The following is a 19358-nucleotide window of genomic DNA, read 5'->3' on the forward strand; positions in this document are numbered from 1 at the left end:
TTCGCGCGGGCTACGCTGCGATGACGCCGCAGCGAAGGGAGTGGCCGTGCGCACGACAGGGCTGGTCCTGGCCGCGGGAGCAGGTTCGCGGTTCGGCGGGCCCAAGGGACTCGCACGCACGACGGCGGGCGAACCGTGGGTGCAGCGGGCCGTGCAGATGCTGGTCGCGGCCGGGTGCGACGAGGTGCTGGTCGCCGTCGGCGCGCGGGGAGCCGAGGTCGCCGCGCTGGTCCCGCCGTCGGGCCGCGTGGTGGTGGTCGACGACTGGGCCGACGGGCTCGCGGCGACGCTGCGGGCCGGGCTCGACGCCGCTGCGCGTCGTAGGGCTGAGGTCTTGGTCGTGACGCCCGTCGACACCCCCGATGCGCCGGCGGAGGCTGTGCGGCGTGTGCTCCGGCGAGCCGGTGGCGAGCGTGCGGCGTCGGCCGGCCTCGCGCGCGCCGTCTACGCCGGACGGCCCGGGCACCCCGTGGTGCTGGGCCGTGCCCACTGGGCCGGGGTCCGGGAGACCCTGGCCGGCGATGCCGGTGCCGGGCGCTATCTCGCCGCCCACGGGGCGGTCGAGGTCGAGTGCGGCGACCTGTGGTCCGGTGCCGACGTGGACCACGGCCCGCGGTGACGGCCCCAGACCTGCGCGACCGTGCTCGGCGAGCCGACTACGGCGTCGTGTCGACGGCGCTCTCGCGGTGCAGCGACCGCGATCTGCGCGAGCTCGTGGAGGCCTCCCTTCCGGTCGGGTCCGGGATCGGCGGGCAGACGCTGCGAACAGAGATCGGCGGCGTACCCGTCTTCGTCAAGCAGGTGCGACTGACCGACCTGGAACGGCAGCCGGAGAACGTCGGTTCGACCGCGAACCTCTTCGGCCTGCCGATGTTCTGCCACGTCGGGGTCGGCAGCATCGGCGGCCCCGGCTTCGGTGCGTGGCGCGAGCTGGCCGTGCATGACCTGACCACCGACTGGGTGCTCGCGGGTGACCACGACGCGTTCCCCCTGACGTACCACTGGCGGGTGCTGGCGGACTCCGGGCGACCGCTGCCCGACGAGCTGGCCGACATCGACCGTGCCGTCGACTGCTGGGACGGAAGCGCCGCCGTCCGCCGTCGGATCGAGGCGCTGCGCGAGTCGACGGCGAGCCTGACGTTGTTCCTGGAGTTCATCCCGCAGACCCTGCACGACTGGTTCGGGCAGCAGGTCGCGGCGGGCGGCGCGGACGCCGAACGGGCCTGCGCGATGGTCGAACGCGAGCTGGAGGCCGGCGTCGCGTTCATGGGCTCTCGCGGTCTGCTGCACCTCGACGCCCACTTCGAGAACATCCTCACCGACGGTGAGCGGCTGTACTTCGCCGACTACGGCCCGGCGGTCTCGTCCGGGTTCGACCTCACCCCGGACGAGGTGGGTTTCGTCGATCGGTTCCGCGGCTACGACCGGGCTTACGCCGCAACGTGCCTCGTGAACTGGTTGGTCGTCGAGCTGTTCGGTCTCGGCCCGGACCGGCGCCCCGCGTTCGTGCGCGACTGCGCGACTGCGCGGCCGGAGAGGTGCCGGCCGGCGTCCCCCCCGGGTGTCGCGGCGGTCCTGCGTCGCCATGCAGCGGTCGCGGCCGAGACGGGGGAGTTCCTCCGTCGCTTCCGGCACGAGAGCCGGGCGACGCCGTACCCCGCCGGGGCGATGTGCGATTCCTTCGACGATGACCCGTCGTCGGGCGCTGACGCGGACCGGCCCGGCGCAGTCGCCGAGCGGCATACTGAGGTATGGCGATGACCACGATCAAGGTGCCGGCCGAGGTGCGTGACCGGCTTCGCGAGCGTGCCGAGGCGCAGGGGATCACTCAGGGCGAGGCTCTGGCCCGCCTGCTCGACGCCACGCCCGCCCCGGATATCGAGTCGTTCCTCGACGACGTCACCGAGCGGTGGGGACCGCTCCTGGACCGCCTCGCGTGACGGGGCTGCCCACGCAGGCCGACACCTTGGCGATCTGTCGGCGGTTCGGATGGCAGGAGCGCGAGCCAGGCGCCCTGGTCCACGCGTTGTCCCGGCCCGCCGGCGTCCGTTTCGGCGTCGAGCTGTACCCGGGAGTGCACGCCAAGGCCGCCGCCCTGATGGACACCGTCAACCGTCTTGATCCCTTGGTCGACGGCAACGAGCGCCTGTCCTGGATCCTCGTCCTGCGGACGTATCGACTGGCGGGTCTTCACGTGGAGGCCGGTGACGACGAGGCGGAGTCGTTCGTCCTGACCGTCGCGGGTCCGCACCTGCCGGTGGAGCAGATCGCGGAGTGGCTCGCGAGCCGCTCCCGTCCCGGTGCATCGATCCGGGGCTGAGGCACCAGGGAATCCACCTAGGCTGTTCCGGTGCATCTCGTTGCCACCGACCTCGCCTTCGCCTACCCGGGCCGGCACGTCCTGCAGGACGTGCAGGTCCGGGTGTCCGAGGGCGTCCGGCTCGGTGTGGTGGGGGAGAACGGGTCCGGCAAGTCGACGCTGCTGCACCTGCTCGCCGGCGACCTGACGCCCTCGGCCGGCGAGATCCGTCGCGCGGGGAGCGTCGCGCTCGTCACGCAGGAGCTCCACGTGACCCCCGGGCGGACCGTCGGCGACCTCGTCGAGGACACGCTCGCCCACCTGCGCGCACTGGTCACCGAGCTGGAGGCCGTGGCCGCCGGGTTCGACCACGACGGCGGGGACCTGGCCGAGCTGTCCGACGTGCTGGCGCGCGTCGAGCACCTGGCCGCCTGGGACGCGGACCGGCGCGTCGACGAGGCGCTGAGCCGGCTCGGTGCGGTGCGCGACCTGACCCGGCCGCTGGAGTCCCTCTCGGTCGGGCAGCGCTACCGGGTCCGGCTGGCCTGCCACCTGGCCGAGCGGGCCGACCTGTTGCTCCTGGACGAGCCGACGAACCACCTCGACGACTCCGGCGTCGCCTACCTGACCGAGACGCTGCAGTCGTGGCGCGGCGGCGTCGTGCTCGTCAGCCACGACCGCGAGCTGCTCGACGACGTCGCCACCGCGGTCTACGACCTCGACCCCTCGATGGACGGGCCACCGGTGCTCTACGGGCAGCCGGGCTACCACTCTTACCGGTTGAACAAGGCGCAGATGCTGGCGCGCTGGCGTCAGCGCTACCGCACCGAGCAGGAGCGCCGGGCGACGCTCGAGTTCCGGCTGGACCGCTCCTACGAAGGGCTGTCCGACGAGTGGCGCCCGCCCAAGGGCTCGCAGAAGCACCGCCGCGGCACCCGTGCGCGCATCCACGTCAAGGCCGCCGACCGGCTCGTGGAGCAGCTCAAGGCCGAGGCGGTGGACGTGCCGCCGCCCCCGCAGGAGCTCGCGTTCCCCGACCTGCCGTCGATGTCGCCGGGGTGGGACGCCGCCGAGGCCCTGGTGGAGCTGCGTTCGCCCCGGGTCGAGGCTCCGGACGGTGCCGTGCGGGTCGACCTGCCCGGCACCCGGCTGGCCGTGCCGCCGTCGGGCCGGCTGCTCGTGACCGGCGCCAACGGCACCGGCAAGTCGACGCTGCTCGGGGCACTGTGCGGCATCCTGCCCCTGGCGCGCGGGAGCCGCACGCTGCGCGAGGGCGTGCGCATCGGCGTCGTCGGGCAGGAGGGGCGGGTGCCCGACGACGGCTCCGACGCGGCGCGGTCCGGTTTCGACGCGTACGCGGCCGAGGCGCTCGAGCTGCTGTCGCGCGGCGAGCTGGACCCCGACCACCTCGTGCCCGTGGCCGCCCTGGGCCTGCTGAGCGAGGCCGAGCTGGAGCGGCCGCTGCGGGAGCTGAGCGTGGGGCAGCGGCGCCGGTTCGACGTCGCGCTCGCCCTGCTGCACGCGCCGCACCTGCTGGTGCTCGACGAACCGACGAACCACCTGTCCGTCGACCTGGTGGACGCCCTCACGCTCGCGCTGCAGCGCACGTCCGCGGCCGTCGTCGTCGCCACCCACGACCGCCGGATGCGGGCCGACCTGGCCGACTGGCACCACCTCGACCTCCACCACCCGAGGTAGGCGAACCCGCCCCGAGGTAGGCAACTTTTCCGCGAGGTAGGCCAACTCCTCGGCCAGGTAGGCAACGTTCTTGTGAGGTCGGCAACTCGGCTGTGCCGTCCGGTGCGTGGCGGTGCTATCTCGGGCCGATGTTGCCTACCTCGCCGAGGAGTTGCCTACGTCGCGGGACCCCGGCCTACCCCGCGGAGAAGTTGCCTACCTCGCGGGGCCGGGCCGGTGCCGCGGTCAGTCGAGCCGGCCCACGTGCGCCATCGCCTGGCGCACCAGGGTGCCCTGACCGTTGACCATCTCGGCCTGCACCGTGTCGCTGCAGGCCTCCTCGGGCGTCAGCCACGCGAGGTCGAGGGCGTTCTGCTGCGGGCGGCAGTCGCCGTTGACGGGCACCACGTAGGCCAGGGAGATCGCGTGCTGGCGCGGGTCGTGGAACGGGGTGATGCCCGGCGTCGGGAAGTACTCGGCGACCGTGAAGGGCTGCGGCGAGGCCGGGACCTGCGGCAGCGCCACCGGCCCCAGGTCCTTCTCGATGTGGCGCAGCAGCGCGTCGCGCACCCGCTCGTGGTACAGCACGCGGCCGGTGACCAGCGCACGGGTCATGGTGCCGAGCGGGGTGGCGCGCAGCAGCAGGCCGACCTCGACGACGTCGCCCGACTCGTCCACGCGCACCGGCACGGCGTCGACGTAGACGAGCGGGAGCTGGGCGCGGACGGAGGCGAGCTCCTCGGGCGTCAGCCAGCCGTTGGCCCCGGACTCGGGGCCCGGCTCGTCGTCAGGGGGGAACTCGGCGGTGTCGGTCACCCCTCGTTTCTACCAGCCGCGTCCCGTGCCGGCCGAGCCGACGCCGCCGATGGAATACCCGGCGGCCCGTCGACGCTGTGCCTGACAGCAACCCACGGAAGGACATCGCATGGCTACCGTCGAGCTCACCGACGACACCTTCGAGCAGACCATCAAGGACAACGACATCGTGCTGGTCGACTTCTGGGCGTCCTGGTGCGGCCCCTGCCGCCAGTTCGCGCCGGTCTTCGAGGCGTCCAGCGAGGACAACCCCGAGGTCGTCCACGGCAAGATCGACACCGAGGCCCAGCAGCGGATCGCGGGCGCGGCGGGCGTGACCGCCATCCCGACGCTGATGGCGTTCCGCGAGGGCGTGCTGGTGTTCAACCAGGCCGGCGCTCTGCCGGGCCCGCAGCTCAAGCAGGTCGTCGACGCCGTCAAGGACCTGGACATGGACGAGGTGCGCGCCCAGATCGCCGCGCAGCAGGACGGCCAGCCGCAGAGCTGACCTCCGCGCACGCACCACGCCACGGACGGCCGCCCGGCACCTCGCCGGGCGGCCGTCCGTCTGTCGTCACTCGAACGGCAGGGTGACCGACGACGCGGACCCGGTCGCGACGGTCGGGGTGCCGTCGCCGAGCACGGACCACAGCTCGACGCGCACCGTGCCGCCGTCGAGGTCACCGAGCTCTCCGTCGGCCGTGGCGAGGCGGCCCTGCGAGCGGTATGTCTCGTCGCCCGGCACGGGGTCGGTGGCGAAGTAGGCGTACGTCTCGACCCGGTCGACGGTGCCGTCCCCGGTCAGGTCGTAGGACACGCGCGCCTGCACGGCCTGCCCGACGGCGTCCCCGGCGTCGACGGCCAGTGTGAACGCGGTGTCGGCTCCGGTGTACGACGCCGTCAGCCCGGTCGCGGTGAGGACGGCCGGCAGGTGCGGGGTGCCGTCCCGGTTGACGCCGTCGGCCGAGGCGAGCTCGATGCGGCCGTCGTCGCCGGGCTCGGGTACGAGCGTGCCGTCCGGGCCCAGGAACACCTCGGCGGCGAAGTCCGGCGGGACCGTCGGGTCGGGCGACGGCGTCGGGCAGGTCGGCGGGTCGGTGGGCTCCGGCGTCGGCTCAGGAGTCGGCGTCGGGTCCGGGGTGGGTTCGCTGGGCTCGGGCGACGGTGACGGCGACGCGGTGGGCCCGCCGTCGCCGGAGCCGCCGGACCACTCGTGCGCCCCGGTCGCCACCGTGCGACCCGGTGGGACCTCGACGGTCCGGCCGTCGGAGAACTCCACCGTCAGGTCCGTGGCCGTGACGTTGGCGGCGACGTAGGTGCGCCCGTCCTCGCCGTCGAACGCCGCGGCCAGGGGGTGGTCGGCGCCGACGTCGGTCGCGAGGGTGCCCAGCGCCCCGAGGTTCGCGACCCAGTGGAAGGTGTGGGCGCGCGTCTCGCCCTCCTCGGGGGTGTACGACGCGCCGTCGAGCAGACCGAGCGCGCGGTCGGCGTCGCCGAGCGCGAGGTGCTGCCACAGGATGTCCTGCCACACGGTGGGCGGTCCGCCGTTGACCTCCTCGAGGTGGTCGTAGGCGGCGCGCACGGTCGCGGGGTCCGAACCCAGGTACAGGTGCGACCCGGTGACGGGCAGGGTGTTGATGCCCTGGATCATCTCGGCCTCGGCGCTGAACCAGGTGGCGTACGAGCCGCCGTCGCCCCAGACCATCCCGACCACGGGGTGCCCGAACTCGTCGGGGTAGACCTCGCCGTCGACGTCGAACCAGTACCGTTCGATCGCCGCGGCCTGCGTGGCGTACAGGTAGACGCCGGCGTCGCGGACGGCGGTGTCGCCGGTGGCTTCTCCCCATTGGATCAGCGCTCCGGCGAAGTTCATGCCCTCCGAGCTGGACTCCTGGTTGTTCCCGGCGGCGAACGCGCCGTGCCCGGAGGCCCAGTCGTGGCCGGCGTAGACGTCGAAGTCGCGCAGGTAGGGGAACCGTTCCTCGCCGCGGTCGTAGCCGTTGGCGTCGCGGATCAGCAGGTCGACCATGCCGCCGTAGTCGGCGGCCCACTGCGGGTCGAAGCGGGCGAGCGTCGCGGCCGCGGCCACGAAGTAGCCGTAGTGGAAGTGGTGGTCGTTGAGCTCGGTGTCCGAGCCGTAGGACCCCGGGTGCCCGACGAGCGTGCCCCAGTCGGCGTCGTAGGCGAACACCTGCTCGGTCTTGCCCGCGGACGCGGTGAACCAGTCCGTGAGCACGGCGCGCACGTCGGCCAGGGCGGCGTCGCGTTGCTGGTCCCGGCCGAGCTGGTCGGCGATCTCGACCACGCGAGTCGCCCGGCCGAGGGCCTTGCCGGTCCAGTAGGTGTCGGCCTCGCGCTGGTCGAGCGGGTCGTCGATCTCGTCGAGCAGCGTCTCGAGCCGCTCCCGGTCGGCGCCCGACGACGTCGCCACCGCCGGGATCTCGGGCAGCACGCCGGTGTACGGGGTCGCGGTGGTGAACTCGGTGGTGCCGGTGAGCACGGCCATGTCGCCGCGCGGGGAGGTGTAGGTGGGTCCGGCCGGCTCGGTGCCGGCGAGGTACGCGCTCTGGTGCGGGTACAGCGCGGCGACCGTGCCGCCGTCGTCGGCGCCGGGCCACGGCGTGGTCTCGATCGCGTAGGTGGTGCGCACGACGGCGTCGTCGGAGTCGTAGGTGTAGTCGGCGCGGGTGCCGGTCACGGGGGAGCGGGCGGCGCCGGTGTAGGCGTCAACGAGCTCGTCGCGGGCATCGGCGTCGACGTCGGGAAGCAGCGCGACCGCGAACCGTGCGGCCGGGGCGCGCAGCGCGTCGCCGTCCCGCGACCAGGAGACGCCCTCGGGGGCCACCGCGAGGTAGTCGGCCCCGCCGACGCTGAGCCCGACGCGTCCGGGCTCGTCGAGCCACAGGTCCGCCGCGCCGTTCAGGGTGAGCAGGGCGTCACCGCCGTCGGCCTCGAACCAGGAGATCGGCAGGCCGTGCCCGATGGTCGCCCGCAGGGTCTGCTCGCCGTCGTCCCAGACGGGGTCGACGGTCCAGTCGGTCCAGCCCCCGACCGCCACGTGCGGCGCGTCGAGGCCGACGACCCCGGCGCGCAGGTCCTCGGCGTACGGGTAGTGGTACTCGGCGACGCCGGTGCCGTCGCCCGTGACGGCGGCCGTCGTGGTGTAGGAGATGCCGAGCCCGCCGGCCGACGGCCGGTACGACGCCGGGTGGGCGTGCAGCGGCTCGCTGAACGCGCAGTCCAGCTTCTTGTACGCCAGCGAGGTCCACCAGTCGTTGGTGGGCAGCGGGGTCGCGGGGGCGTCGTCGGTGACGTAGGCGCGGGGGTCGGCCTCGACGGCGGGACAGGCGTCCGGCGTCGGGCCGACGGTGTCGGTGGTGTAGCTGCCCGACCCCACCTCGACGACGTCGGCGCTGGCGGGAGCGGCGGTCGCCACGAACGTGGCGGTGAGCAGCGTCAGGGCTGCGAGCCCGGCGGTGCGGCGGGCGTGGGCGGGGTCCTTCCAGGACAGGGACATGTGTCACCTCGCGGATCGGTCGCTCCGTCACGACTGCCGTCCGGAAGGCCTCGTCGGCTCCTTTGCCGACTCCGGGTGCGGGCTCGCGGGAGCGGGTGAAATCACGATACGACGATCAGTGACACGTGCAACTGGTAGCGGGGGCAAGCATCTGGCAGGAGCTGAGCGGTCCTTCGGCTACGTGGTCCGGCGCGAGTCGTGCTGCCACTCGTCGCGGTAGTCGGGGTGGTCGGCGAAGTCGGCGGCGCGCTCGCGCATCAGGCCCTCCGCGAGCGCCTCCTCGGCCGGCCCGAACAGCCCCCGCTCGTACCGGTCGGCCGTGTCGTGCAGCTCGCGCAGCCGGGTGACCTCGTCGGTGTCGAGCCCGTGCCGACGTCGGCCGGCGCGGTGGCGTCCGTCGTGGGCCAGCAGCTCTCTGACGCGCGCCTTGACGAAGGCTGCCAACGAAGTCATGAGGCCCGTCCTCTCGCACCCCACGGCGGCCCGCGACGCACGCGAGCCGTCCAGTATCGACGATACGCCTCGCGGTGCCCGCCGTCACGGGTGGTCGCGGGGGACGGGAGACGGGCCCGGCTCCCGCCGGGACGCCGCCCGCGGGTCGGGGCGTCGCCGCATGGTGCGCGAGGTGGGACTCGAACCCACACGTCCGAAGACACCAGGACCTAAACCTGGCGCGTCTGCCAGTTCCGCCACTCGCGCGTGGCCACCCGCATCCTACGGTGCGCCGCTCAGGCGTCGAGCCCGAGCTTCGTGCGCAGCCGCGCCACGTGACCGGTCGCCTTGACGTTGTACTGGGCGAGCTCGACGGTGCCGTCGGCGCCGACCACGACGGTGGAGCGGATCACGCCGACGTAGGTGCGCCCGTAGTTCTTCTTCTCGCCCCAGGCCCCGTAGGCCTCGAGGACCTCGTGCTCCGGGTCGGAGGCGAGCGGGAACGTCAGGCCGTCCCGCTCGACGAACGAGGCGAGCTTGGCGGGCTCGTCCGGCGAGACGCCGACGACGGCGTACCCGGCGCCCTGCAGCGCGTCCAGCGAGTCGCGGAAGTCGCAGGCCTCCTTGGTGCACCCCGGGGTCATCGCGGCGGGGTAGAAGTACACGACCACGCCGCGCTCCGCCTGCCCGCGCAGCGTCGCCAGGGAGACGGTGCCGCCGTCGGCGGTCGGCAGGGTGAAGTCGGGGGCGGTGTCGCCGGCGGTCAGACGCGTCACTGGGGTGCTCCTCGGCAGGGGTCGGTGCGGGCCGGGCCCGAGCCTATCCGGCGGCCGGGCGGACGGGACGACGCCGGTTCTCGCGTAGCGTGGGCCCCGTGAGTCCCGCCGCACCCAGCTCCTCGTCGACGGACGGCACGGCCGAGCCGCTGCCGATCCGCATGCTCCACGACCGTGTCCTCGTGGACCCGGAGATCGACCGCGCGGAGCGGCAGTCGTCTGCCGGTCTGGTCATCCCCGCCACGGCCTCGGGGCCGAAGCGGCTGACCTGGGCCCGGGTGGTAGCCCAGGGTGAGCACGTGCGGCAGGTCGCCGTCGGCGACCGGGTGCTGTACGACCCGGAGGACCGGGCGGAGGTCGACCTGGGCGGCACCGACTACGTGCTGCTGCGCGAGCGCGACGTGCACGCGGTGGCCGAGGTCTCCGGCGAGGCCGGCACCACCGGCCTCTACCTGTGACGTGCCCCGCTCCGGGCCGGTGACCTGCATCCCTGTCGCCGAGGTCACACCCCGCGGCGGTCGATCCGGCTACCGCGCCGGGGTGCGGCCCTGGTAGAGTTTCACACCGCTACGCGCCATTAGCTCAATTGGCAGAGCAGCTGACTCTTAATCAGCGGGTTTGGGGTTCGAGTCCCTGATGGCGCACCAGCACGGCACGGTCACACGCGTGGCCCGCCGTCGCCCGTGGTCGGTCTCGAGCCTCTCGAGGCCGCCGCACCGGCGCCATTAGCTCAATTGGCAGAGCAGCTGACTCTTAATCAGCGGGTTTGGGGTTCGAGTCCCTGATGGCGCACCACCGAGGCCCCCGTCGCACCGCGACGGGGGCCTTCGTCGTCCCCTGCCCGGGCGGTCGTGCCGACGGGCCGTGGAGCGATCTCTCGGGGAGCATCGACGTGATCCGGCACGACGGGACGGTGCGTCCCGCCGTCGCCGGCCGACCGACACGAAGGAGCACCCGATGCAGGACGACGTCCGCGCCGCACTCGACATCCACCCCGCCGCCCCGCCCCGCGACCGGACGATCGACATCACGACCTACGGTGCCTCCAGCAAGCAGCCCCGGCGGATCGAGACCTGGTTCCACCACGTCGACGGTCGGTGGTTCCTCAGCGGCAGCCCCGGCCGGCGTGACTGGTACGCGAACCTGCGGGCCGACCCGCGCCTCGTCGTCCACCTGAAGCACGGGGTGCGGGCCGACCTCGAGGCACGCGCCGTCCCGGTCGTCGACGCCGAGGAGAAGCGCCGGGTGATCACGCTGATCCTCGAGGCGCTGGAGGAGATGGGCGGGTGGACGACCGCCGCTCCGGAGAACGTCGACGCGTGGACGGCAGGGAGCCCCCTGGTCGAGCTCGAGTTCGGCGAGGACCCGGAGGTCGCCGGGTAGGGCGGGTGTGGTGCGGTCGTCCACGGAGGGGCACGATGGAGGGATGATCTCCACCGAGCTCGCCGCCCGCCTGCGCGACGCGGGGCTGGTCTGGAAGCCCGTCGACGGCGACCGCTTCCAGATCGACTCCCCGCAGCTCACCGACCAGGTGTTCACGGTCTCCGCCCTCGTGGTCGAGACCCACCACTACGACACCGGCACGGTCCTGGGCTTCAACGGCACCACCGAGTGGGCGCTGGACTCGGTGGACATCGACGACACGCTCTGGCTGCCGCGCGAGGACCAGCTGCGCGAGCTGCTCGGGGGCACGTTCCGGTCGCTGCGGGACGACGGCGGCACGTTCGTCGTGGAGGTCGAGCTGCTCGGTCGGCCGCGCACCTTCACCGACCCCGACCCGTCGCAGGCCTACGGCGAGGCGCTGCTCGCCCTCGTGGAGCTGTCCGCCGACTGACCGTGCGACGACCCGGCCCCGACTACCCTGGTCCGGTGCCGAACTCAGAGCAGAACCCCGGGGCGACGCCCGCCCCGGGCGACGACACCGTCGACCCGCGCCACCACCGCCGCCCGCTCAGCTACGTGCGCCGGACCGCGCGGCTGACCGCCGGGCAGCAGAAGGCGTGGGACACGCGGCGGCAGCGCTACCTGGTCGACGTCCCCCACGAGCACCGCGAGCTCTCCGTCCACCCGGACTGGCGGTTCGACGCCGCCGCGGAGTTCGGGCGGTCCGCGCCGCTCGTGCTGGAGATCGGCACGGGCCAGGGCGAGTGCATCGTGCACGCCGCGGCGACCCACCCCGAGCGGGACCACCTCGCCGTCGAGGTCTACCGCCCCGGCGTGGCCCAGACGATCGTGCGCGCCGGGCACGCCGGCGCCGAACCCTCGGTGGCGGGCGGCAACCCGGGCCACGAGCTCGACAACCTGCGCATCATGCAGGTGGACGCCGCCGAGCTGCTCGGCCACGGCCTGCCCGAGGCGAGCCTGGACGAGCTGTGGGTGTTCTTCCCGGACCCGTGGCCCAAGACGCGCCACCACAAGCGCCGTCTGGTCACGCCCGCGTTCGCCGAGCTCGCGGCCCGGGCGATCCGGCCGGGCGGTCGCTGGCGCCTGGCCACCGACTGGGCCGAGTACGGCGAGGTCATGCTGGCGGTCGCAGACGCGGCGGAAGGATTCCGCAACGCCCACGGCCCGGGAGGCCGGGCGCCCCGCTTCGAGGGGCGGGTCATGACGAGCTTCGAGCGCAAGGGGCTGGACGCCGGCCGCAGCGTCACGGATCTGGAGTACGTGCGCCTCTGACCGGGGTCCCGGGCCAGGGCCCGGGCCCGGGACCGTCCGGCAACTGCGCGAGCAGCTCAGTCGTCCGCGCCCCGGGCCCGCAGCGCCTCGCCGAGGGCGTCGGCGCGACGGAGGGTTCCGACCACGAGCGGGACGGCCGCGGCGCGCAGGTCCCGTTCCCGGCCGCGTGCCCGCTGGGCGTTCCGCACGCGCTCGACGAGGTCGCCGAGGACCGGCAACGAGCGCAGCGCGAGCGTGAGCACGAGCGCCGCCCGCTCCGCGTCCACCCACCGGTCCAGCGGCCGCAGCCCCCGGCGGAGCGCGTCGAGGATCGCGGTGGTGGACGTCGTGGCGGTCACCAGCCCCGCCAGCGCCACGAGCGCCGCCAGGCGTGCGCAGAGCACGACGGCGTCCGACGGGCCGACGAGCCACCACTGCACCGCCAGCAGGCACGGCAGGAACCAGCGCAGGGGGCGCACGTGCGACCACACCGCCCGCGGGCCGAGCCGCGCTGCACCGTGCAGCGCGAGCACGACGGCGACGGCGACCGCCACGCCCTGGGGCGAGTCGACGGCCAGCAGGGCCACCGAGGCCACGGCGAGCCCCGCGAGCTTCGGGCCCGCGCCGAGCCGGTGCCGCGCCGTCACGCCATCAGCTCGCGGTAGGCGGCCACGGCAGGCTCAGGTCCGTCGTCGACCACCACCCGGCCCTCGTCGACCACGAGCACCCGGTCGTAGTCCGCGACGAGGTCCAGGTCGTGGGTCACCAGCACCACCTGCTGGTCCAGCGTGGCCAGCCGGCGGGCCACCGTCCGGGTATGGCGCAGGTCCAGCAGCGTGGTCGGCTCGTCGGCCACGACCAGCGCCGGCTCGGTCACCAGCACGCTGGACAGCGCCAGGAGCTGCTTCTGCCCCCCGGAGAGCAGGTGCGCCGGGTGGTCGGCGTGCCCGGCCAGGCCGTGACGCTCCAGCTCGTGGGCCACCCGCGCGTCGACCTCGTCCCGGGACAGCCCGCGCCGCCGCAGGGAGTAGGCGACGTCCTCGGCGACGGTGGGCATGACGATCTGGGCGTCGGGGTCGGTGAACACGAACCCGACCCGGCGGCGCACCCGCGCACCGTGGCGCCGGGTGTCCAGGCCGTCCACGTGCACGCGGCCCGACGTCGGCAGCACCAGCCCGTTCAGCAGCCGCGCGAGCGTGGACTTGCCGGACCCGTTGGCGCCGACGACGGCCACCCGCCGCTCGGTCAGCCGCAACGAGACGCCGCGCAGCACGTGCCGGCCCTCGCGGCGCACGTGGACGTCGTCGAGCACGATCGGCGCCGGCCCGGGGCTCATCGCACGACCTCGGCGAGCAGCGCCACCCCGAGGCCCCCCGTCCCGGCGACGGCGGCCACCCCGAGGCTGCCGGCCGGCGCCCCGCCGTCCATCAGCCGGGCGAACAGCCGCACGACGGCGACCGCGCCGCTCGCGCCGAACGGATGGCCGTACCCCAGGGCGCCGCCGTCCGGGTTCCACCGGGGGTCGGCGGGATCGATGCCCAGGTCGTCGGCCACGCACAGCGCCTGCACCGCGAAGGCCTCCACCAGTTCGACCGCCGCCAGGTCGTCGACGGTCACCCCGCCGCGACGGCAGGCGGCACGCACGGCCTCGACCGGTGCCAGCAGCGGCATCGCCGGGTCCCCGGCCGTGGTGACGACGGCCCGCAGCCGCAGCCCGGGCACGCCGTCGGGCACCAGCACGACGGCGGCGGCGCCGTCCGCCGCCGGTGCCGCCGACGCCGCGGTGACGCTCCCGTCGGTGGCGAACGCGCCGGGCAGCCGGTCCAGGACCGCCGCGGCGAGGTCCCGCGCGTGCTCGTCACGCGTCGGACCGCCCGCGACGACCTCGCCGGAGAACCGGCCCGCCGTACGTGCGGCGCGCACGCGCCGGTGCGACGCCGTCGCGTACCGGTGCTGGCGCTCGCGCGGGACGTCGCGCTCGCGGGCCAGGCGGTCCGCGGCCTCGCCCGCCTCCGGGTCGGCCCAGGGCGGCGGCGCGAACGAGGAGCGGACGTAGGCACAGCCGTCGTGGGAGCGTGCCGGTGCGCGGGAGGCCGACTCCACGCCCCCCGCGAGCACCGCGCCGGCCTGGCCGGCGTCGACCAGCGCCGCACCGACGGCCACGGCGGCCAGCCCCGAGGCGCACTGGCGGTCCACGGTGAGACCGGGCACCCGGGCGCCCAGGCCCGCGAGGGCGGCCCGCCGGGCGACGTTGCCGCCGTGCCCCGCCGCGTTGCCGAGGACGACCTCGAGGCCGTCGGGTCCGGCAACGCCGTGGGTTCCGGAGGTGCCGACGGGTCCGGCCGCACCGGCGTCCCGGGCGACGGCGGCCAGGACGCCGGCGGCGAGGACGGTCTCGTCGCGCCGGCCGTGCCCCCGGCCGGGCAGCCCGATCCAGGTGCGCCGCGCGGCCGCGATCGTGCTCACCGCAGCACCTCCAGCCCCAGGTGGACCTCCGGGTCGGTGCCGGCCACGGCGGCGCCGAGCGCGGCGCGGGCGGCCTTGCCGCTGGAGGTCCGGGGCAGGGCGTCCAGGCGGTACCAGCGGCGGGGCCGCTGGGCGGGTGCGAGGCTCGCGCGGGCCACCCGGTCCAGGTGGGCGCGCAGGCCCGGGCGGTCGTCGGCCTCCACGATCCCCACGACGACGGCCCCGAGCCGGCGGTGCGGGGCCCCGGTGACCACGACGTCGCGGACCCCGGGGACGGGGCGCAGCGCGGACTCGACGTCCTCGGGCACCACCGTGGCACCGGCGGTCAGGACCGCGCCGTCGCCCCGGCCCCGCAGCACCAGCGCGGCGTCGTCGCCGGGTGCCGGGGGGTCGGCGAGGTCGCCGACGGTGGCCCAGCCGGCCTCGGTGCGCAGCGGGCCGCGAGCGCCGGCGAGGTACCCGGTGCACGTCCACGGCGAGCGCACCCAGACCTCGCCGAGCCGGGTGCCGTGCTGCGGACGGACCTCGACGTCGACCTCCGGGAAGGGGCGCAGCCCGCGGCCGGTGTCCACGGCGACGAAGCTGAGCTCGACGGCCCCGTAATAGGCGATCACGTGCAGGCGGTGGGCGGCCGCGCGGACCCGCTGGGCGCGGTCGGTGCCGGCGCCCCCGACGACGACGGTGCGCAGCCGGCTCGGCACGCCGGCGTCCAGGGCGTCGAGCAGGTCGTCGAGCCGCGAGGGCACCACGTGGGCGACGTCCGCGTCGGCGAGCGCCGCCGTCGTGCCGGCTCGGCCGTCGACGAGGTGGACGCGGGCGCCGCGGGCCAGGGCGTGCACGGCGGCGAAGCAGTGCAGGGAGGAGGCCAGCGGCCCCGTGACGAGCACGGTGTCGTCGGGGCGGATGCCGGTGAGGCGGTCGACGTGCCCGAAGGAGCCGGTCCACGAGCGGCGGCTGCGCACGACGGCCCGGGGTCGTCCGGTGCTGCCGGAGGAGAATCCGGCCCAGGCGGGGGCGTCGCCGTCGGGCGGGGGGCCGGGGTCCGGGGGAGAGCCGAGCCCGCGGGGCAGGGGGAGGGGCACGACGACGTCGGGCGAGAGCGTGCGCAGGACCTCGGCGCGCTGGTGGTGCCCCCAGGCGGGGTCGCCGACGAGGCCGACGGCGCCGGCACGGTCGGCGGCGAGCAGGGCGACGAGCGTGTCGACGGGGTCGTTGAGCGTCAGGGCGACGAGCTGGCCGGGCCGGGTGCCGGTGGCGCGCAGGTGGTCGGCCCCGGCGGCGACGTCGGCGGCGAGCTCGGCGTAGGTGCGCGACCGGTCGCCGTGGCGCAGGGCCTCGTGACGCGCGGCCGGGCCGGCGCCGTGGGTCAGGACGTGGTGCGCGACCGGCACCCTCAGTCCTCCCGGTGCCGCAGGGCCGCAGGGTAGGCGCGGGCGACGCCGACGGTGACGGCGGCGCAGGCGACGGCCTTGAGCAGGTCGCCGGGCAGGAACACCGCCGACAGCAGCGCCGTCTCGGGCACCGGGACGCCGGTGACGGCGGCCTGGACGGGGATGCCGCAGGCGTACACGACGCCGACACCGCCGACGACGGCGGCCCCGAGCACCCCGAGGAACGTCACGCGGCGCAGCCGGTGCACGAGCAGGCCGACCACCCACGCACCGACGACGAACCCGACCAGGTAGCCCGCCGAGGGGCCGACGAACGCCCCGAGACCGCCCCGGCCGCCCGCCAGGACGGGCAGCCCGGCGGCGGCGAGCGCCAGGAACGTCAGGACCGCGAGCGCGCCGCGGCGCGCGCCGAGGATCGCTCCGGCCAGCATCACGCCGAGGGTCTGCAGGGTCACGGGGACGGCGTTGCCGAGCAGCGGCAGGGCGCCGGGCAGGCCGAGGACGGCGATCAGGGCGGCGAACGTCGCCACGCGCGCGGCGTCGGCGGCGTGCAGGCCGGCGCGCGTGGTGGGGACGGTGGCGGTGGGGTCGGTCACGGTGCTCCTCGGTGGGCGTCGAGCGGGCGGTGCTGCCGGTCCCACTCTGGCGCCCCGGGCCCGGCACCTGCGCCGGGCCGTGGCGCCACCGGGCGGCCGCCGTCGTGCACGGATCCCACAACGCGTTGCCGGATCCACCAACGCCGAGCGGTCGCAGGGGAGGGAACTCTCCAACGTCTCGACCTGCGGGACGCGGCGCGGCGCGACACGATGCCCCCATGGAGCAGACGTTCGACGTGATCGTGCTCGGTGCCGGCCCGGTGGGGGAGAACGCCGCCGACCGTGCGTCGCGCACCGGCCTGTCCGTGGCCGTGGTGGAGGCCGAGCTGGTGGGTGGGGAGTGCTCGTACTGGGCGTGCATCCCGTCCAAGACGCTGCTGCGACCGGGCGCCGCCCGGGACGCGGCGGCGCAGGTGCCCGGGGTCGCCGACCCCGGTGCCCTCGACGCGGGCGCGGTGCTGGCCTGGCGCGACGAGATGACCGGCGAGGGCGACGACTCGGGTCAGGTGTCCTGGCTCGAGTCGATCGGCGTGACGGTCGTGCGCGGGCACGGACGGCTCGTCGCCGAGCGCGTCGTGGAGGTCACGCCCGCCCGGACGGTGGACGACGACGGGCCGGGCGAGGTGCACCGGCTCGCGGCGCGCTGCGCCGTGGTGGTGGCCACCGGCAGCGAGGTCACCCTGCCGCCCGTGCCCGGCCTGGCCGCGGCCAACCCGTGGACGTCGCGCGAGGCGACCTCCGCCGAGACAGTGCCCGAGTCCCTCGTGATCGTCGGTGGCGGGGTGGTCGGCTGCGAGATGGCGACCGCGTACGCCGACCTCGGCGCCCACGTGACGCTTCTGGCGCGCTCGGGGCTGCTCGGCGGGGCGGAGGAGTTCGCGGGCGAGGCCGTCGCCGCCGCGCTGCGTGACGCCGGGGTGGACGTCCGCCTCGGCGCCGACGTGCGGGCCGTCTCCCGGCCCGAGGTCGGCGGGCGCGTCAGCGTCGAGGTGGACCACGACGGCAGCACCGAGCAGGTCGAGGCCGCCGAGCTCCTCGTCGCCACCGGACGCCGGCCACGCACCGGGGACGTCGGCCTGGACACCGTCGGACTCACCCCCGGAGACCCGCTGACCATCGACGACAGCACCGCCGTCACCGGCGCGGGCGAGGACCCCCAGGGACGGCCCTGGCTGTACGCGTGCGGCGACGTGACCGGCCGCGTGGCGACCACCCACCAGGGCAAGTACCAGGCGCGGGTGGCCGGCGACGTGGTCGCGGCCCGCTTCGGTCCCGGGGACGATCCCACCGCGCAGGTACCGCCGTCGGGCACCTGGAGCCCCTACGCCGCGCGCGCCGACCACGGCGCGCAGACCCAGGCGGTCTTCACCCGCCCGCAGGTGGCGTGGGTCGGGCCCACCGAGCGCGAGGCCCGCGAGGCCGGACTCGCGGTGCAGGCCGTCGACTACGACCTCTCCGGCGTGGCCGGGGCGAGCGTGACCTCCCCGCACTACGCCGGCCGGGCGCGCATCCTCGTCGACACCGGGCGCCGCGTCCTGGTCGGGGCGACGTTCGTGGGACCCGACGCCGGCGAGATGCTGCACGCCGCCACCATCGCCGTCGTCGGCGAGGTGCCCCTGGACCGGCTGTGGCACGCCGTGCCCGCCTTCCCCACGGTCAGCGAGGTGTGGCTGCGGTTCTGCGAGGAGTACGGGATGTGAGCGGACCGGGCACGAAGCGCCGCCGAAACCTGCGCCCGCTAGGCTTCGGGCCGTGACCTCCTCGACGAAGCGAGTCGGACTCGCCACCTGCTCCGTCCTGCCCGACCTCGACGCCGACGACCGTCCGATCGTCCCCGCCCTGGCCGCCCGCGGCGTGACCGCCGAGCCCGTCGTCTGGGACGACCCCGACGTGGACTGGTCCGCCTACGACCTCGTCGTCGTGCGGTCCACCTACGACTACTCGCCGCGCCGCGACGAGTTCATCGCCTGGGCGCGCTCGGTGCCGAACCTGGCCAACAGCGCCGACGTCATCGCGTGGAACACCGACAAGACGTACCTGCAGGCCATGGACGACGCGGGCGTGCCCGTCATCCCGACGATCTGGCTCGACCCGGAGCGGCACCTGTCCAAGCGGGCCATCCACACGCGCATGCCCGCCTTCGGCGACTTCGTGGTCAAGCCCGTCGTCTCCGCCGGCGCCCAGGACACCGGCCGCTACCAGCCCGTCAGCTCCGAGTCGCGGGCGCTCGCGATCCAGCACGCCAAGGACCTGCTCGACGGCGGCCGCGCCATCATGATCCAGCCGTACGTGACCAGCGTGGACACCGCGGGCGAGACCTGCCTGATCTTCGTCGAGGGGGAGGTGCAGCACGCGGTGCGCAAGAACGCGCTGCTCACCGGGCCGAGCCGACCCACCCAGGGGCTGTACCGCAAGGAGACGATGCGCGCGGTGGAGGCGACCGACGTGCAGGTGGACGTCGCCCGCCGGGCCCTCGCCGTCGCGCACGAGCAGCTCGGCGTCACCGAGCCGTTCCTGTACGCCCGGGTGGACCTCGTCGGCGGGACCGAGGACGAGGCGCCCATGGTGATCGAGCTGGAGCTGACCGAGCCGTCGCTGTGGCTCAAGCACGCCGGGGACGCCGGCACGGCCGAGAAGTTCGCCGACGCGATCGTCGCCCGCCTGGGCTGACGCGCCCGATCCCGATCGCGACCCGACCCCGGGGCCGACCCTGGGCCGGACCCGCGAGGTAGGCAACAAACTTGCGAGGTAGGC

Annotated in this window: 21 protein-coding genes and 3 tRNA genes; 14 read left to right on the plus strand and 10 right to left on the minus strand. The window is 75.1% G+C overall.

Going from position 1 to position 19358, the window contains the following annotated elements; genetic code table 11:
• The first annotated feature begins 46 nt into the window (after positions 1 to 46).
• The 5 genes from HDG68_RS10195 to HDG68_RS10215 are packed head-to-tail and all read left to right on the plus strand — an operon-like array spanning position 47 to position 3997.
• Complete coding sequence (locus tag HDG68_RS10195; RefSeq protein WP_172151718.1) at positions 47 to 619, plus strand: NTP transferase domain-containing protein; 573 nt, start codon at positions 47 to 49, stop codon at positions 617 to 619.
• A complete protein-coding gene (locus HDG68_RS10200; protein WP_216648258.1) occupies positions 616 to 1761 on the plus strand; it encodes a protein kinase family protein in 1146 nt (381 codons plus the stop codon). The genes HDG68_RS10195 and HDG68_RS10200 overlap by 4 nt, the downstream gene beginning before the upstream one ends.
• On the plus strand, positions 1758 to 1940 hold the full coding sequence (locus HDG68_RS10205; RefSeq protein ID WP_172151720.1) for a hypothetical protein: 183 nt from the start codon (positions 1758 to 1760) through the stop codon (positions 1938 to 1940). Before HDG68_RS10200 ends, HDG68_RS10205 begins: the two co-directional genes overlap by 4 nt.
• Complete coding sequence (locus tag HDG68_RS10210; RefSeq protein WP_172151722.1) at positions 1937 to 2320, plus strand: type II toxin-antitoxin system death-on-curing family toxin; 384 nt, start codon at positions 1937 to 1939, stop codon at positions 2318 to 2320. Before HDG68_RS10205 ends, HDG68_RS10210 begins: the two co-directional genes overlap by 4 nt.
• Before the next feature lie 30 nt (positions 2321 to 2350).
• Positions 2351 to 3997 (plus strand): ATP-binding cassette domain-containing protein, encoded by a 1647-nt coding sequence (locus tag HDG68_RS10215; protein WP_172151724.1) that lies wholly within the window; start codon positions 2351 to 2353, stop codon positions 3995 to 3997.
• A 225-nt stretch (positions 3998 to 4222) separates the two neighbouring features.
• Here the strand turns inward: HDG68_RS10215 and HDG68_RS10220 are convergent, their stop codons facing one another.
• On the minus strand, positions 4223 to 4792 hold the full coding sequence (locus HDG68_RS10220) for a DUF4916 domain-containing protein (protein ID WP_172151726.1): 570 nt from the start codon (positions 4790 to 4792) through the stop codon (positions 4223 to 4225).
• Between the two features lie 109 nt (positions 4793 to 4901).
• Here HDG68_RS10220 and trxA point away from each other — a divergent pair, with 109 nt between their 5' ends.
• Positions 4902 to 5279 carry a thioredoxin gene (gene trxA, locus HDG68_RS10225; RefSeq protein WP_172151728.1) on the plus strand — a complete coding sequence of 126 codons (378 nt, stop codon included), beginning with the start codon at positions 4902 to 4904 and terminating at the stop codon, positions 5277 to 5279.
• A gap of 66 nt (positions 5280 to 5345) precedes the next feature.
• On the opposite strand, the gene HDG68_RS10230 is transcribed toward trxA, so the two are convergent.
• From HDG68_RS10230 to bcp, 4 genes are all read right to left on the minus strand, one after another.
• Complete coding sequence (locus tag HDG68_RS10230) at positions 5346 to 8288, minus strand: glycosyl hydrolase (RefSeq protein ID WP_172151730.1); 2943 nt, start codon at positions 8286 to 8288, stop codon at positions 5346 to 5348.
• Between the two features lie 177 nt (positions 8289 to 8465).
• Positions 8466 to 8741, minus strand: a complete 276-nt coding sequence (locus tag HDG68_RS10235; RefSeq protein WP_172151732.1) for a hypothetical protein — start codon at positions 8739 to 8741, stop codon at positions 8466 to 8468.
• A 161-nt stretch (positions 8742 to 8902) separates the two neighbouring features.
• Positions 8903 to 8987, minus strand: a tRNA-Leu gene (locus HDG68_RS10240).
• Positions 8988 to 9016: 29 nt separating this feature from the next.
• Positions 9017 to 9496, minus strand: coding sequence for a thioredoxin-dependent thiol peroxidase (bcp, locus tag HDG68_RS10245; protein WP_172151734.1), 480 nt, complete (start codon positions 9494 to 9496; stop codon positions 9017 to 9019).
• A 161-nt stretch (positions 9497 to 9657) separates the two neighbouring features.
• Here bcp and HDG68_RS10250 point away from each other — a divergent pair, with 161 nt between their 5' ends.
• The 6 genes from HDG68_RS10250 (at position 9658) to trmB (ending at position 12172) form a co-directional block, all read left to right on the plus strand.
• Positions 9658 to 9954, plus strand: a complete 297-nt coding sequence (locus tag HDG68_RS10250; RefSeq protein WP_172151878.1) for a GroES family chaperonin — start codon at positions 9658 to 9660, stop codon at positions 9952 to 9954.
• A gap of 113 nt (positions 9955 to 10067) precedes the next feature.
• A tRNA-Lys gene (locus tag HDG68_RS10255) sits at positions 10068 to 10143 on the plus strand.
• Between the two features lie 72 nt (positions 10144 to 10215).
• A tRNA-Lys gene (locus HDG68_RS10260) sits at positions 10216 to 10291 on the plus strand.
• 162 nt (positions 10292 to 10453) lie between these two features.
• On the plus strand, positions 10454 to 10879 hold the full coding sequence (locus HDG68_RS10265) for a nitroreductase/quinone reductase family protein (protein ID WP_172151736.1): 426 nt from the start codon (positions 10454 to 10456) through the stop codon (positions 10877 to 10879).
• Between the two features lie 43 nt (positions 10880 to 10922).
• Complete coding sequence (locus HDG68_RS10270; protein ID WP_172151738.1) at positions 10923 to 11330, plus strand: pilus assembly protein CpaE; 408 nt, start codon at positions 10923 to 10925, stop codon at positions 11328 to 11330.
• Positions 11331 to 11365: 35 nt separating this feature from the next.
• Complete coding sequence (gene trmB / locus HDG68_RS10275; RefSeq protein WP_172151740.1) at positions 11366 to 12172, plus strand: tRNA (guanosine(46)-N7)-methyltransferase TrmB; 807 nt, start codon at positions 11366 to 11368, stop codon at positions 12170 to 12172.
• A 56-nt stretch (positions 12173 to 12228) separates the two neighbouring features.
• Here trmB and HDG68_RS10280 read toward each other — a convergent pair whose 3' ends face one another.
• From HDG68_RS10280 to HDG68_RS10300, 5 genes are read right to left on the minus strand one after another with little or no spacing between them, the layout of a single operon-like run.
• Positions 12229 to 12798 (minus strand): energy-coupling factor transporter transmembrane protein EcfT, encoded by a 570-nt coding sequence (locus tag HDG68_RS10280; RefSeq protein ID WP_172151742.1) that lies wholly within the window; start codon positions 12796 to 12798, stop codon positions 12229 to 12231.
• Positions 12795 to 13487, minus strand: coding sequence for an energy-coupling factor ABC transporter ATP-binding protein (locus HDG68_RS10285; protein ID WP_172151744.1), 693 nt, complete (start codon positions 13485 to 13487; stop codon positions 12795 to 12797). The genes HDG68_RS10280 and HDG68_RS10285 overlap by 4 nt, the downstream gene beginning before the upstream one ends.
• Positions 13484 to 14617: a thiolase family protein gene (locus HDG68_RS10290; RefSeq protein WP_172151746.1), complete on the minus strand. Its 1134-nt coding sequence runs from the start codon at positions 14615 to 14617 to the stop codon at positions 13484 to 13486. The genes HDG68_RS10285 and HDG68_RS10290 overlap by 4 nt, the downstream gene beginning before the upstream one ends.
• Positions 14614 to 16008 (minus strand): AMP-binding protein, encoded by a 1395-nt coding sequence (locus tag HDG68_RS10295; RefSeq protein ID WP_172151748.1) that lies wholly within the window; start codon positions 16006 to 16008, stop codon positions 14614 to 14616. The genes HDG68_RS10290 and HDG68_RS10295 overlap by 4 nt, the downstream gene beginning before the upstream one ends.
• Before the next feature lie 2 nt (positions 16009 to 16010).
• A complete protein-coding gene (locus HDG68_RS10300) occupies positions 16011 to 16604 on the minus strand; it encodes a biotin transporter BioY (protein WP_172151750.1) in 594 nt (197 codons plus the stop codon).
• Positions 16605 to 16822: 218 nt separating this feature from the next.
• Between HDG68_RS10300 and HDG68_RS10305 the strand changes: the two genes are divergently transcribed.
• The gene (locus tag HDG68_RS10305) at positions 16823 to 18304 is read left to right on the plus strand and encodes a dihydrolipoyl dehydrogenase family protein (RefSeq protein WP_172151752.1); all 1482 of its coding nucleotides are present in this window, start codon (positions 16823 to 16825) and stop codon (positions 18302 to 18304) included.
• A gap of 52 nt (positions 18305 to 18356) precedes the next feature.
• The gene (locus HDG68_RS10310) at positions 18357 to 19274 is read left to right on the plus strand and encodes an ATP-grasp domain-containing protein (RefSeq protein WP_172151754.1); all 918 of its coding nucleotides are present in this window, start codon (positions 18357 to 18359) and stop codon (positions 19272 to 19274) included.
• The last annotated feature ends 84 nt before the right edge of the window (positions 19275 to 19358 follow it).

Origin of the sequence: Isoptericola chiayiensis, from assembly GCF_013149805.1 — a bacterium.
GTDB classification, from domain to species: Bacteria; Actinomycetota; Actinomycetes; order Actinomycetales; family Cellulomonadaceae; genus Isoptericola; species Isoptericola chiayiensis.